This is a genomic window from Kitasatospora sp. NPDC058162 (genome assembly GCF_042884005.1).
In the GTDB taxonomy this organism is placed as follows: Bacteria; Actinomycetota; Actinomycetes; order Streptomycetales; family Streptomycetaceae; genus Kitasatospora.
Window position 1 is genome coordinate 42,800 of record NZ_JBHVUS010000024.1, and the last position, 13,590, is coordinate 56,389.

The window sequence follows — 13,590 nt, forward strand, 5'->3', positions numbered from 1 at the left end:
GACCCCACCGGGGGCCACCAGGACGGAAAGCGGGACCCGCCGATGGGCGACGGAATGTCAGGAATGCACCACCACGGAGGGATGACCCCGCTAGGCCCGTTCAGCCTCTCGAACGTGTGGACCTGGTCCCCGGACTGGGTGTTCCTGCTCGGCGGCCTGGTCGCGCTGGCGCTGTACCTGACCGGTGTGGTCCGGCTGTACCGGCGCGGGGACCGCTGGCCGATCGGCCGGGTCGTCGGCTGGGTCGCGGGCGTCGCCAGCCTGCTGCTGGTCACCTGCAGCGGGCTGAACGACTACGGCATGGTGCTGTTCAGCGCCCACATGATCCAGCACATGGTGCTGTCCATGCTGACGCCGATCCTGCTGCTGCTCGGCGCCCCGATCACGCTGGCGCTGCGCGCCCTGCGCCCGGCGGGCAAGGGCCGGCCGCGCGGTCCGCGCGAGCTGCTGGTGGCGCTGCTGCACAGCCGCTACGTCCGGGTGATCTCGCACCCGGCGTTCACCATCCCGATGTTCATCGCGAGCCTGTACGGGGTCTACTTCACCCCGGCGTTCGACTTCCTGATGCAGTACCGCCTCGGGCACATCTTCATGATGGTGCACTTCCTCATGACCGGTCTGACCTTCTTCTGGCCGATCATGGGCGTGGACCCGGGCCCGCACCGCCCCGGCCACGTGATGCGGATCATCGAACTGTTCATGGGGATGCCGTTCCACGCCTTCTTCGGCGTGGCGGTGATGATGGCCAGCCACCCGCTGGTGACCACCTTCACCGTCCAGGGCTCACCACCCGGGACGGACCTCCTGGAGGACCAGAAGCTGGCCGGCGGCATCACCTGGGCGTTCGGCGAGATCCCGACCGCGATCGTGCTGATCGCGCTGGTCTACCAGTGGATGGGCTCCGAGCAGCGGCAGGCCCGCCGCCGGGACCGCGCCGAGGAGCGCAGCGGCGACGCCGAACTGGAGGCGTACAACGCCTACCTGGCCTCGCTGCACAAGAAGGGCCAGCGCCCCGCCGCCGGCCCCGCCGCCGGCCCCGCCGCCCCGGCGGCCGCCCCCGTCCTCCCGGCCACCGACGCCGGCTGAGCCCAGGACCCATTCCCCCCTTCGCCGCCCAAGCACCCCGAAGCCCACGCCCTCCCCGGAGGACGTGGGCTTCGTCATACAGCTCCCGTCATGGTGTGGAACGGTCGTTCCACCGGAGGCGTTCGAGGGGTATGCACGCCCTGTTCCTCCTCGCCGTCCTGCTCGGCGGGTACGCCCTGCTCTGGCTGCTCGGCTTCCTCGGCTGCGCGCTGTTCCAGCGCCGCCGCCCGGTGCCCGCCGGGGCCGACTACCTGGTGGTCCTGGGGGCCGCGCTGAACGGCTGCGAGCCCGCGCCGACCCTGGCGGCCCGGCTGGACGCCGCGCTGGAACGTTTCGCCGCCGAGGAGGCCGCCGGGCACGCGCCGCTGCTGCTGGTGACCGGCGGCAAGGGCCCGCACGAGGAGTGCACCGAGGCCGGTGCGATGGCCCGCTACCTGCTCGCCCGGGGCGTCCCGGCCGAGCGGATCCGGCGCGAGGAGCGGGCCGTGAACACCGCCGAGAACCTGCGGTTCAGCGCCGAGCTGATGGCCGCCGAGCAGCCCGGCTACCGCTGCGTCGTCGTCACCAGCGGCTTCCACACCGTCCGCTCCGCCCTGGCCGCCCACCGGGCCGGCGCCCCCGCCCGGACGCTCGGCGCGGACGGGCCGCTCGCCCACGGCCCGTACCAGCTGCTGCGCGAGGCGGTCGGCACGGCGCTCGCGCTGCCGCGGGCCAACGGCGCCGCCCTCCTGCTGCTGACCGGGACGGGAGTGGTGCTCGGCCTGGCCTGACCGGGCCGTGGGATCCGGCCGCCCGGCCCGCCCCGGCCCCCCGCGGCGGCCTGACACGCGGAGAGGCCCCCGGGCCCGCCGCAGCGGACCCGGGGGCCTCCCGGTACGTCAACCCGACCGGCGTCAGCCGAGGTTGGCGATCGCCTCGTTGAAGGTCTTCGACGGGCGCATCACGGCCGCGGCCTTGGCCGGGTCCGGCTGGTAGTAGCCACCGAGGTCGACGGCCGAGCCCTGGACGGCGATCAGCTCGTCCACGATGGCCTTCTCCTGCTCGGTCAGCGCCTTGGCCAGCGCGTCGAAGGCCTGGGCCAGCTCGGCGTCGGCGGTCTGCTTGGCCAGCTCCTGGGCCCAGTACATGGCCAGGTAGAAGTGGCTGCCGCGGTTGTCGATGCCACCGAGGCGGCGGCTCGGCGACTTGTCCTCGTTGAGGAAGGTGCCGGTGGCACGGTCCAGGGTGTCGGCCAGCACCTGGGCGCGGGGGTTGTCCGTGGTGGAGGCCAGGTGCTCGAAGCTGGCGGCCAGCGCGAAGAACTCACCCAGGCTGTCCCAGCGCAGGTAGTTCTCCTTGACCAGCTGCTGGACGTGCTTCGGGGCGGAGCCGCCGGCGCCGGTCTCGAACAGGCCGCCGCCCGCCATCAGCGGGACGACCGACAGCATCTTGGCGCTGGTGCCCAGCTCCAGGATCGGGAAGAGGTCGGTCAGGTAGTCGCGCAGCACGTTGCCGGTGACCGAGATGGTGTTCTCGCCGCGGCGGATGCGCTCGAGCGAGAACTTGGTGGCCTCGACCGGGGACATGATCTCGATTTGCAGGCCGGTGGTGTCGTGCTGCGGCAGGTACGCCTTGACCTTCTCGATCAGCACGGCGTCGTGGGCGCGCTCGGCGTCCAGCCAGAACACGGCCGGGTCGCCGGTGGCGCGGGCGCGGGTGACGGCCAGCTTGACCCAGTCCTGGATCGGCAGGTCCTTGGTCTGGCAGGCGCGGAAGATGTCGCCCGGCTGGACGGCCTGCTCCAGCACGACGTTGCCCTCGGCGTCGACCAGGCGGACGGTGCCGGCGGCCGCGATCTCGAAGGTCTTGTCGTGGGAGCCGTACTCCTCGGCCTTCTGGGCCATCAGGCCGACGTTCGGAACCGAGCCGATGGTGGCCGGGTTCAGGGCGCCGTGGGCGCGGCAGTCGTCGATGACGGCCTGGTACACGCCGGAGTAGCTGCTGTCCGGGAGCACCGCGAGGGTGTCGGCCTCCTGGCCGTCCGGGCCCCACATGTGGCCGGAGGTGCGGATCATGGCCGGCATCGAGGCGTCGACGATGACGTCGCTCGGCACGTGCAGGTTGGTGATGCCCTTGTCGGAGTCGACCATGGCCAGGGCCGGGCCCTCGGCCAGCTCGGCCTCGAAGGAGGCCTTGATCTCGGCGCCGTTCTCCAGCGCGTCGAGGCCGGCCAGGATGCCGCCGAGGCCGTTGTTCGGGTTCAGGCCGGCGGCGACCAGCGCGTCGCCGAAGCGGGCGAAGGTCTGCGGGAAGAAGGCGCGGACCACGTGGCCGAAGATGATCGGGTCGGAGACCTTCATCATGGTGGCCTTGAGGTGCACCGAGAACAGCACGCCCTCGGCCTTGGCGCGGGCGACCTGGGCGGCCAGGAAGTCGTTCAGGGCGGCGGCGCGCATCACGGAGGCGTCGACGACCTCGCCGGCCAGCACCGGGACCTTCTCGCGCAGCACGGTGGTGGTGCCGTCCTGGCCGACCAGCTCGATGCGCAGGGCGCCGTCGGCGGCGACCACGGCGGACTTCTCGGTGGAGCGGAAGTCGTTCTCGCCCATGGTGGCGACGTTGGTCTTGGACTCGGCGGTCCAGGCACCCATCCGGTGCGGGTGGGTCTTGGCGTAGTTCTTGACCGACAGCGGGGCGCGGCGGTCCGAGTTGCCCTCGCGCAGGACCGGGTTGACGGCGCTGCCCTTGATCTTGTCGTAGCGGACGCGAACGTCCTTGTCCTCGTCGGTGTGCGGGTCGTCCGGGTAGTCCGGCAGGGCGTAGCCCTGGGCCTGCAGCTCGGCGATGGCGGCCTTCAGCTGCGGCACGGAGGCCGAGACGTTCGGCAGCTTGATGATGTTGGCGCTCGGGGTCTTGGCGAGCTCACCGAGCTCGGCCAGGGCGTCGCCGATCCGCTGGGCCTCGGTCAGACGCTCCGGGAAGCTGGCGATGATCCGCCCGGCCAGGGAGATGTCACGGGTCTCCACCCGGACGCCCGCCGTCGAGGCGTACGCCTGGACCACCGGCAGGAACGAGTAGGTCGCCAGGGCCGGAGCCTCGTCGGTGTGCGTATAGATGATGGTCGAGTCAGTCATCGGTACTCCGCTTCACGTCTCCAACGTCTTGACGTCAAGATATCTCGTCCCGGGCCCCACTCTCCACCTCCCCCCGCCCCGGAGCGCGCGCCGGTCGGATCCGGAGGCCCGCGAGGAGCGCGCCGCGGGGCCCGCGCGGGGCGCACCGGGGGCCGGATCCACCGTGGTCCTGGGCGCGGCGCACGGCAAGCGGAGCGTTCCCGGGCCGTACGGGACGGGCGGGGTTGGGACGGTTGTACGACACCGTTCGGGCCGAGTTCGGGCCGATGCGGAACTGGTGTAGTCCAATCGGGTGAGCCGGGTGTCAGGAGTGCGTCAACGCACCACCCCATTCGGTCAACGCTGCGTCAGGACCGGCGATGTCCGGCAGGACCCGGCCTAGCGTCGAGCCAAGCAGTTCCGGCAGCAACCACCACCCCACTCGGGAGCATCCGCATGGCCTGCGTCGTCTGGCACGTTCCGGTCACCACCACCGGCACCGGAAGCACCGCCGCCCTCCGCCTCTTCCGCATGCGCAACGGCGTCCGCTGCGCGGTCGGCTTCTCCAGCCCCGAGGCCCTCACCGCCCTGCTCGGGCCGGACCAGGCCTACACCGAGCTCGGCGAGGCCGCCCTGCGCAACCTGACCAGGCCGCTCGGCGTCGACACCCTGGTGCTCGACCCGGGACTGGTCGCCCCGCCCGTCACCACCCCCGCCGCAGTCGGCGCCACCCCCGGCGCGGCCCCCTCCCCGGCCCCGACCGCCCACCTCCAGCACCGGTGACGGCCCCGCTCCGCCTCGTCGCGGACGGGGGCGAACCCGCTCCGGGACGCCCCGAGCGGACCCGGGCGCTGCACGCCATCGCCCGGATCAGCCACGGGCCCGTCCCGCTGGACTTCGACCGGCTGGCGGCGGAGTTCCCGGCCGTCCGGAGCGGCCTCGCCCTCGCCGGGGACGCCGACCTGGAGCTCCGCCTCGTCTGCACCGGCCCGGAGGAGCTGCGGGCGGTCTCCGCCGCCCTCCACCGGGCGGGCGCCGCCAGGGTGCGGATCGACCTGGTGCTGCGCTCGCTCACCCCGGCCCCGGTGACGCTCCGGCCGGTGCCCTGAGTCTGGTCCCGAGCCGAGTACGGCGGGCCCGCCTCACTCGAACCCGGGGCGCGGGTTCGGATTGACCGCCTGGCCGTCGATCTCCGCACCCCAGGCGTCCTCGCCGCTCGCGTCCACGCAGTAGCCGCTGCCCTCGACGTGGCCGCCCGCGGCCCGGCAGGTGGCCGCGGTGACGTCGCGCCGGGCGGCTCCCGCCGCCGAGGCGGTGGGGGCCGCGACGGCGGCGGCGAGGAGGACGGTGGTCGCGGTCGTGACGGCCACCCGGGCCGCGCGTGAGGTCTTCATGCGGCCCACGACAGCACGGCGGCGTGCCCCCGGCGACCACAGCTGGCCCGCCCGGGTGCACCCCGCCGCACCCGCCCGCTACGCGCGGGCCAGGGCCGCGATCGCGGCCAGCAGCAGCGCCGAACCGGCCACCAGGCCCGCCGTGAACGGCTCGCCGAGGAACAGCACGCCGATCACCGCCGCCGTGGCCGGCTCCAGCAGGACCAGGACCGAGGCGGTGGTGCCCGGCACGGCCGTCAGCCCGGTGAAGTACCACCGGTAGGCGAGCAGCGTCGGCACCGTCCCGAGGAACAGCAGCGCTCCCCCGGTCAGCGCCGGCTGCCCGGTGCTCGGCAGCACGCCCTGGAGCGCCGCGAACGGCAGCAGGCAGAGCAGCCCGGTGACGAAGGCCCCGGTACTGGCCCGGGCCGAACCGCCGCCCCGGGCCCACAGGGTCAGCCCGCTCTGGCCGGCGCCCGCGAGCACCGCGAGGCCCACCCCGAGCGCCGGACGCGGCCCGGCCGCCGGGGCCGCCACCAGCAGGACCAGCCCGCCGAGGGCCAGTGCGACGGCGGCCGCCGCCCGCCCGGTGAGGCGTTCGCCGAGCAGCAGGTGCCCGCCGAGGCTGGTGAGCACCGGCCCGGCGCCGATGGTGATCAGGGTGCCCAACCCCAGGCCCGCGTAGTGCACGGAGGCGAAGTAGGCGCACTGGCTGACGGCCAGTCCGAGGCCGGTCAGCACGGCGGCCCCGCGCCGGCCGCCGAAGGCCCCGGACGTACCGGAAGCCCCGGACACCCCGGAGCGGCCGGAGGCCCGCGCGGGCAGCAGCGCCAGGCAGAGCGCCGCGACGCCGAAGCGCCAGCAGGAGACGGCCACCGGGCCGAGCCCGCTGGTGCGCATCAGCAGCGCGGCCACGGCTCCGCCCACTCCCCAGGCGACGGCGGCGGCGGAAATGGACAACAGGCCGTGCCGGAACGGCACGGCGGCGTAGGAGGTCATGCGTCGGTACTCCACGATGGCTCGCCGGTTCAGGTCCGCGGGGTACGCGGGCGGCAGTCATCGCCCCGGCGCCGAGGGGCTCTCCCGCTCGGCCGGGTCGGATCGGTACGCCGCCCGCTAGCGGACCGGCGGCGGGAGGATCACGAAACGCACGGATCCAGCCTACGCCGCACCTCCGACGGCATGACTATGCGGTTCGCGTCATTCCCATAAACCAGCGGGCGATCCATATTGCCCGACCGGACGGCGATCCTCAATTGACGCTCAAATAGTGAACCTACTCGCGAGTCACGTAACACGCTCATGAACAGACGGCCCCCTACCTGCACGGATATCTGGCAAAGAAAGTAAACATTCAGCAATGGAATCTGTGCAGAGGTCTCTGAATAGCCCTACTGTGTGGCAACTCTCCGCGCTCCGCCCACCCCGGAGCCCCCACACACAGAGAGATCTTCAATGGCTTCCCTCAACCAGATCTCGCCGCCCGGCCAGAGCTCCGGCACCGCCGGGACCGCCCACCGGTCGCTCAAGCGCCACGTCGGACTCGTCGGCCTCATGTGGGCCTCGGTCGGCTCGATCATCGGCTCCGGCTGGCTCTTCGGCGCGAAGAGCGCCGTCACCGCCGCCGGGCCGGCGGCCGTCATCTCCTGGGGCATCGGCGCCGTCGCGATCGTGCTGCTCGCGCTCGTGCACGCCGAGCTCGGCGGACTCTTCCCGGTCTCGGGCGGCACCGCGCGCTACCCGCACTACGCCTTCGGCGGCCTGGCCGGCATGTCGTTCGGCTGGTTCTCCTGGCTCCAAGCGGCCACCGTGGCACCGATCGAGGTCGAGGCCATGATCAATTACGCCAAGGACTCGCCCTGGGCCGGCGGTCTGCTGAACGCCGACAAAACCCTGACCACCAGCGGATTCGTCGTCGCGACCGTGCTGATGGCCGTTTTCGTCGCGGTCAATTTCCTCGGCGTGAAGATCCTCGCCCGGACCAACAGCGTCGCCACCTGGCTGAAGATCTTCGTTCCTCTGCTCACGATCTTCCTGCTGGCGATCACCAGCTTCCACGGCTCCAACTTCACCTCGCACGGCTTCGCCCCGTTCGGCGCCAAGGGCGTGCTGGCCGCGATCAGCACCAGCGGCATCATCTTCGCGCTGCTGGGCTTCGAGCAGGCCATCCAGATCGCCGGTGAGAGCCGCAACCCCAAGCGCGACATCCCCCGCGCGGTGCTCGGCTCGGTCGCCATCGGCACCCTGATCTACACCCTGCTGCAGGTCGTCTTCATCGGCGCGCTGCCGGTCAGCGCCTTCGCCGGCGGCTGGGCGAAGCTCGACTTCCCCGGCATCGACGGCCCCTTCGCCGGTCTGGCCACCCTGGTCGGCCTCGGCTGGCTGTCGTACGTGCTGAAGGTCGACGCGGTGATCTCCCCCGGCGGCACCGGCCTGATCTACACCACCTCCACCTCCCGGATCTCCTACGGCCTGAGCCGCAACGGCTACGCCCCGCAGAAGTTCGAGCAGCTGGACAAGAACGGCGTGCCGTGGTTCGGCCTGATCATCTCCTTCGTGACCGGCGTGATCTGCTTCCTGCCCTTCCCGAGCTGGCAGGAGCTGGTCGGCTTCATCACCTCCGCCAGCGTGCTGATGTACGCCGGCGCCCCGCTGGCCTTCGGCGCCCTGCGCCGCCGGCTGCCCGACCGTGAGCGCTCCTACCGCCTGCCGCTGGGCGGCGTGATCTCCCCGGCCGCCTTCGTGGTCGCCAGCCTGATCATCTACTGGGCCGGCTGGCAGACCCTGTCCCGCCTGGGCATCGCCATCGTGATCGGCTACGGCCTGCTCGGCAGCTACGCGTGGTACGCGATCAAGAAGCGCCTGCCGAACGCGCCGCGGCTCAACTGGAAGGCCGCCCAGTGGCTGCCGGTCTACCTGATCGGCCTCGGCCTGATCTCCTGGCAGGGCGGCTTCGGCGACGGCACCGGCCGGATCCCGATGTGGTACGACATGGCGCTGGTGTCGGTGTTCGCGCTGGTCATCTACTACTGGGCGATCCGGGTCGCGCTGCCCGCCGAGGAGATCGAGCGGGAGGTGGCCGACGTCGAGGTGGTCGACGCAGGCGGTCACTGACCCCCTGAGCACCCCCGCAGACCCCCGACACCTGAAATCTGAAACCTGACGAGGACGGGCCCGCCGGTGACGACCGGCGGGCCCGTCCGCGTGCGTCAGAGTCCCAGCACCGCCCGCAGCGCGGCCTCCACCTCGGCCTCCGGGTCGGCCGCCGGCCCCGGCGAGCGCCAGGCGACGAACCCGTCCGGGCGCACCAGCAGCGCGCCGCCCGGGCCCACGCCGTGCAGGACGCCGAAGTCGCCCTCCGGCTCCGGGGCCAGGTCGTCCTCGGCGCCGTCGCCGATCCGGTAGGCGTCCAGCGGGACGGCCAGCCGGTCGGCCGCCCGCCGGGCGCCCTGCTGCCAGGCCGCGCCCTCCTCGTCGGTGAGCAGCACCATCGCCTGCTCGTACAGGTCCAGCGTGGACAGCCGCACGCCCGCGCACAGCAGCCACTGGTGCGGGGCGCGGGTGCCCGGCTCGCCGGCCGACTCGAACTTCTCCGGGACGACCGCGCCCTGCGGGTCGGTGCCGAGCACCGCGCCCCGCGGGTAGCGGTAGCCCAGCGCCACCGCCAGCACCCCGGCCTGCCGCCCGACGCCCGGGACCACCGCGTAGCCCGGGTGGCTGTGCTCCGCGGAGCGGGCCGAGGCGCGCTCGCCGGTGACCTCGGCGACCGGGCGGCGCTCCTGCCCGTACGTCTCCAGCAGGCCGGGCCCGGCCCAGCCGCAGAGCACCGCGGCCAGCTTCCAGGCCAGGTTGTGGGCGTCCTGGATGCCGGTATTGGAGCCGAACGCGCCGGTCGGCGACATCTCGTGGGCGGAGTCCCCGGCGAGGAACACCCGCCCGGCGCCGTACCGCTCGGCGACCCGCTCGGCGGCGTGCCAGGGCGCCTTGCCGGTCACCTCGACGTCCAGCTCGGGCAGGCCGACGGCGGTGCGGATGTGCCGCTCGCAGCGCTCGTCGGTGAAGGCCTCCAGCGGCTCGCCGTGCTCGGGGTGCCAGGGCGCGTGGAAGACCCACTCGGACTGGTTGTCCACCGGCAGCAGCGCGCCGTCCGCCTCCGGGTTGGTCAGGTAGCAGGCGATGAAGTGCCGGTCGCCGACCACGTCGGCCAGCCGCTTGGCGCGGAAGGTGATGCTGACGTTGTGGAACAGCTCGCCCTTGCCGGTCTGGCCGATGCCGAGGCGGGTGCGGACCGGGCTGCGCGGGCCGTCCGCGGCGATCAGGAACTCGGAGCGCACCACCCGCTCCTCGCCGGTCTCCCGGCTGCGCAGCACCGAGGTGACGCCGTCGGCGTCCTGCTCGAAGGACAGCAGCTCGGTGCTGAACCGCAGGTCGCCGCCGAGGTCGCGGGACGCGCGCAGCAGCACCGGCTCCAGGTCGTTCTGGCTGCACAGGCACCAGGAGCTGGGGCTGAACCGGGCCAGCCGCCCGCCCGGGTCGATCTCCCGGAACAGCCACTCCTGCTCCTCGCCGGTCAGCGAGGGCGCCTGGAGGATGCCGTGGTTCGGGGCCAGCACCGAGGCCGCCTCGCGGATCGCCGGCTCGATCCCGGCCACCCGGTACAGCTCCATCGTGCGGACGTTGTTGCCACGTCCGCGCGGGTGATGCGAGGTGTCGGCGTGCTTCTCGACCAGCAGGTGCCGGACACCCAGCCGCCCGAGGAACAGCGAGGCCGACAGCCCGACCAGGGAGCCGCCCACGATCAGGACCGGCACCCGCTCGTCCACCTTCGGATTCATCAATTGCTCCGCCCTGTAAGGGGATTCCGCGGCCCGGCGACCGGGCCCGGCGCCGCCCACGACGGGCCCGCTCAGCCGGGGGCCCCGCTCTTCCATCCCCCGCCCGAGGGGGGCTGTGCCGCCCCTTCGCCCGGATGGCCCGCAAATCTCGCGCCGCGCCCGGTCGGCCGCTCACGATCGACCTCAGGCCTGGCGCCGCTGCCCCGGGCCGACCGCCACCGCACCAACCTCCCCCCGGCCGGGAGCACCCGCCGGACGCGGCCGTCACGGCCCGCCGCGTGCGGCCAAGAGCAGAAAGTGGATCATGACAACTCTGTCCGAACCGCAGCCGAAGCAGCACGAAGAGTCCGACACCCGGCTGAGGGTGGTGCTGATGCTGGAGATCCAGGACGGCGCCCAGCAGCGTTTCCTCGACGTCTACGAGCAGCTGCGCCACCAGGTCGCCTCGGTGCCCGGCCATGTCAGCGACCAGCTGTGCCAGTCCATCAACGACCCCCGCCAGTGGCTGATCACCAGCGAGTGGGAGGACCAGGAGACCTTCCTGCAGTGGGTGGACAGCCCCGCCCACCGCGAGATGGTCAAGCCGATGCACGGCTGCGTCAGCGACAACTTCCGCTCGCTGCGCTACGCCGTGCTGCGCGAGACCTCGGCGGCCGGCTCCACCGGCACCCGGGCCCCGATGGAGGTCCCGCCCGGCCTGCCGCGCAGCGAGCCCGCCGGGCACGTCGGCCCGCCCCGGGCCGACCCCGGCCCGGACGGCGTGGTGCGCCACGCGCTGACCTTCACCGTCAAGCCCGGCAGCGAGGCGGAGGTGGCCCGCATCCTGTCCGGCTACGCCTCCCCCCGGGCGGAGGTGGACGAGCACACCCGGCTGCGCCGCACCTCGCTGTTCATGCACGGCAACCGGGTGGTGCGGGCGGTCGAGGTGGTCGGCAACCTCGGCGACGCGCTGCGCCACGTGGCGATGCAGCCCGAGGTGCGGGCGGTCGAGGAGGAGCTCAACCCGTACCTGGAGGAGGCCCGTCAGCTGGGCGACCCGCAGTCGGCCCGGGCGTTCTTCGCCAAGGCCGCGCTGCCCGCCCGGCACCAGGCGATCGCCAGCTCCGCCGCCTCCGGGCGGCTGCACCGGCACGCCGTGCTCTACCCGGTCCGTCCGGGTCGGGGGCCGGCCGTCGCCGAGCTGCTCTTCGACCACGACAACCTCGCCACCGCCGACCCGACCGGCCCGGTCGCGGCGGCCACCGTCTTCCAGCGCGAGGACACCGTGGTGCGCCTGGTCGACCTGCGGGTGCCGGCCGAGGCCGAGCCGGCCGCCGCGCTCGGCGTGGCCGGCGACCAGGAGGCCGCCGAGCTGGCCGGCCTGCTGGACCTCGGCCCGGCCGGGGACCTGCGCACCGTCGCGGGCCTGAGCGCGTTCCTCGCCGCCCGCGCCATGAGCCCGGTCACCGACCGCAGCTCCCGGAACGACTGACGTCCGGCCAACCCTCCCGAAGGACAGCCATCATGACCACGAAGTTCCCGCCGATCATCAACGTCGACGAGGCCCCGGAGAACCGCCGCCACGGCGCCCTGTTGCGCACCATGCTCACCCCGCCCAGCTGCGGGGCGACCAGCGGCTTCATGGGGCTGGCCATCCTCAAGCCCGGCGAGCGGATCAACGAGCACTACCACCCGTACTCCGAGGAGTTCGTGTTCGTCGTCTCCGGCGACCTGGAGGTGGACCTGGACGGGGAGACCCGGCCGCTCAAGCCCGACCAGGGCCTGATGATCCCGATCAACATGCGCCACCGCTTCCGCAACGTCGGCGACACCGAGGCCCGGATGGTCTTCCACTGCGGCCCGCTCGCCCCGCGCCCCGACCTGGGCCACGTGAGCACCGAGGAGACCGCCGACACCGGGGAGGGCGTCACCTCCGGCCCGCCGGAACACGCCAAGGTGGGCTCGTGACGCGGCGCGTCGCCGTCACGGGGATCGGTGTGGTCGCGCCCGGAGGGATCGGGATCCCGGCGTTCTGGGACCTCCTGACGGCCGGCCGCACCGCCACCCGGGGCATCACGCTCTTCGACCCGACCGGGTTCCGCTCCCGGATCGCGGCCGAGTGCGACTTCGACCCGGCGGCCCACGGGCTCAGCCCCGAGGAGGTCCAACGGGCCGACCGCTACGTGCAGTTCGCGATGGTCGCGGCCGCCGAGGCGGTCGCCGACGCCGGGCTGGACCTGGCCGCCGAGGACCCGTGGCGGATCGCCGTCTCGCTCGGCACCGCCGTCGGCGGCACCACCCGGCTGGAGCACGACTACGCCCTGGTCAGCGCCTCCGGCGCGCGCTGGGACGTGGACCACCGGCACGCCGAGCCCCAGCTGCACCGGGCCTTCGCGCCCAGCACGCTGGCCTCCGCGGTGGCCGAGCGGGTCGGCGCGCACGGCCCGGTGCAGACCGTCTCCACCGGTTGCACCTCCGGCCTGGACGCGATCGGCTACGGCTTCCAGGCGGTCGAGGAGGGACGCGCCGACATCTGCGTCGCCGGCGCCTCCGACTCCCCGATCTCGCCGATCACCGTCGCCTGCTTCGACGCCATCAAGGCCACCAGCGAACGCAACGACGACCCGGAGCACGCCTCCCGCCCCTTCGACGCCCACCGGGACGGCTTCGTCCTCGGCGAGGGCGGCGCCGTCCTGGTGCTGGAGGAGCTGGAGCACGCCCGCCGCCGCGGCGCCCGGATCTACGGCGAGATCGGCGGCTTCGCCACCTTCGGCAACGCCTACCACATGACCGGCCTCACCAAGGAGGGGCTGGAGATGTCCCGGGCGATCGACCACGCGCTCGACCACGCCAAGGTCGACCGCACCGACGTCGACTACGTCAACGCGCACGGCTCGGGCACCAAGCAGAACGACCGGCACGAGACCGCCGCGGTCAAGCGCTCGCTGGGCGACCACGCCTTCGGGACGCCGATGAGCTCGATCAAGTCGATGGTCGGGCACTCGCTCGGCGCGATCGGCGCGATCGAGGTGGTCGCCTGCACCCTGGCGCTGGCCCACGGCGTGGTGCCGCCGACCGCCAACTACGAGACTCCGGACCCGGAGTGCGACCTCGACTACGTGCCGCGCACCGCGCGCGAGCTGCCGCTGAGCCACATCCTCTCGGTCGGCAGCGGATTCGGCGGATTCCAGTCCGCCGTCGTGCTCAAAAGAACGGGGTGAGTTC

The 13,590-nt window shown here is 73.1% G+C and carries 12 protein-coding genes; 8 read left to right on the forward strand and 4 right to left on the reverse strand.

The genetic code is table 11. The features are described from left to right. Positions 1-63: 63 nt before the first annotated feature. Together ACFVXG_RS31820 and ACFVXG_RS31825 are read left to right on the forward strand one after the other, a co-directional pair. A complete protein-coding gene (locus ACFVXG_RS31820) occupies positions 64-1,086 on the forward strand; it encodes a cytochrome c oxidase assembly protein (RefSeq protein WP_387932423.1) in 1,023 nt (340 codons plus the stop codon). Between the two features lie 131 nt (positions 1,087-1,217). After that, entirely contained in the window at positions 1,218-1,856 is a 639-nt protein-coding gene (locus ACFVXG_RS31825; protein WP_387932425.1) for a YdcF family protein, read from the forward strand. Positions 1,857-1,979: 123 nt separating this feature from the next. Here the strand turns inward: ACFVXG_RS31825 and ACFVXG_RS31830 are convergent, their stop codons facing one another. After that, positions 1,980-4,199: an NADP-dependent isocitrate dehydrogenase gene (locus tag ACFVXG_RS31830; protein WP_387932427.1), complete on the reverse strand. Its 2,220-nt coding sequence runs from the start codon at positions 4,197-4,199 to the stop codon at positions 1,980-1,982. Positions 4,200-4,634: 435 nt separating this feature from the next. Between ACFVXG_RS31830 and ACFVXG_RS31835 the strand changes: the two genes are divergently transcribed. Together ACFVXG_RS31835 and ACFVXG_RS31840 are read left to right on the forward strand one after the other, a co-directional pair. Next, positions 4,635-4,961 carry an SAV_915 family protein gene (locus tag ACFVXG_RS31835; protein WP_387932429.1) on the forward strand — a complete coding sequence of 109 codons (327 nt, stop codon included), beginning with the start codon at positions 4,635-4,637 and terminating at the stop codon, positions 4,959-4,961. Beyond that, positions 4,958-5,287 carry a hypothetical protein gene (locus ACFVXG_RS31840; RefSeq protein WP_387932430.1) on the forward strand — a complete coding sequence of 110 codons (330 nt, stop codon included), beginning with the start codon at positions 4,958-4,960 and terminating at the stop codon, positions 5,285-5,287. The genes ACFVXG_RS31835 and ACFVXG_RS31840 overlap by 4 nt, the downstream gene beginning before the upstream one ends. 33 nt (positions 5,288-5,320) lie before the next feature. Here the strand turns inward: ACFVXG_RS31840 and ACFVXG_RS31845 are convergent, their stop codons facing one another. Both ACFVXG_RS31845 and ACFVXG_RS31850 read right to left on the reverse strand, forming a co-directional pair. After that, entirely contained in the window at positions 5,321-5,572 is a 252-nt protein-coding gene (locus ACFVXG_RS31845; protein ID WP_387932432.1) for a hypothetical protein, read from the reverse strand. A 78-nt stretch (positions 5,573-5,650) separates the two neighbouring features. After that, positions 5,651-6,550 carry an EamA family transporter gene (locus ACFVXG_RS31850; protein ID WP_387932434.1) on the reverse strand — a complete coding sequence of 300 codons (900 nt, stop codon included), beginning with the start codon at positions 6,548-6,550 and terminating at the stop codon, positions 5,651-5,653. A gap of 456 nt (positions 6,551-7,006) precedes the next feature. Between ACFVXG_RS31850 and ACFVXG_RS31855 the strand changes: the two genes are divergently transcribed. Beyond that, positions 7,007-8,665: an APC family permease gene (locus ACFVXG_RS31855; RefSeq protein WP_387932435.1), complete on the forward strand. Its 1,659-nt coding sequence runs from the start codon at positions 7,007-7,009 to the stop codon at positions 8,663-8,665. A gap of 95 nt (positions 8,666-8,760) precedes the next feature. Here ACFVXG_RS31855 and ACFVXG_RS31860 read toward each other — a convergent pair whose 3' ends face one another. After that, complete coding sequence (locus ACFVXG_RS31860) at positions 8,761-10,386, reverse strand: FAD-dependent oxidoreductase (RefSeq protein ID WP_387932437.1); 1,626 nt, start codon at positions 10,384-10,386, stop codon at positions 8,761-8,763. A gap of 304 nt (positions 10,387-10,690) precedes the next feature. On the opposite strand from ACFVXG_RS31860, the gene ACFVXG_RS31865 reads away from it, so the two are divergent. Genes ACFVXG_RS31865 through ACFVXG_RS31875 form a run of 3 tightly spaced genes read left to right on the forward strand, consistent with a single transcriptional unit; the run spans position 10,691 to position 13,586 of the window. Beyond that, positions 10,691-11,857 (forward strand): SchA/CurD-like domain-containing protein, encoded by a 1,167-nt coding sequence (locus ACFVXG_RS31865; protein ID WP_387932439.1) that lies wholly within the window; start codon positions 10,691-10,693, stop codon positions 11,855-11,857. Between the two features lie 32 nt (positions 11,858-11,889). Further along, positions 11,890-12,333, forward strand: a complete 444-nt coding sequence (locus tag ACFVXG_RS31870; RefSeq protein ID WP_387932441.1) for a cupin domain-containing protein — start codon at positions 11,890-11,892, stop codon at positions 12,331-12,333. Beyond that, the gene (locus tag ACFVXG_RS31875; protein WP_387932443.1) at positions 12,330-13,586 is read left to right on the forward strand and encodes a beta-ketoacyl-[acyl-carrier-protein] synthase family protein; all 1,257 of its coding nucleotides are present in this window, start codon (positions 12,330-12,332) and stop codon (positions 13,584-13,586) included. The genes ACFVXG_RS31870 and ACFVXG_RS31875 overlap by 4 nt, the downstream gene beginning before the upstream one ends. Positions 13,587-13,590 lie beyond the last annotated feature (4 nt).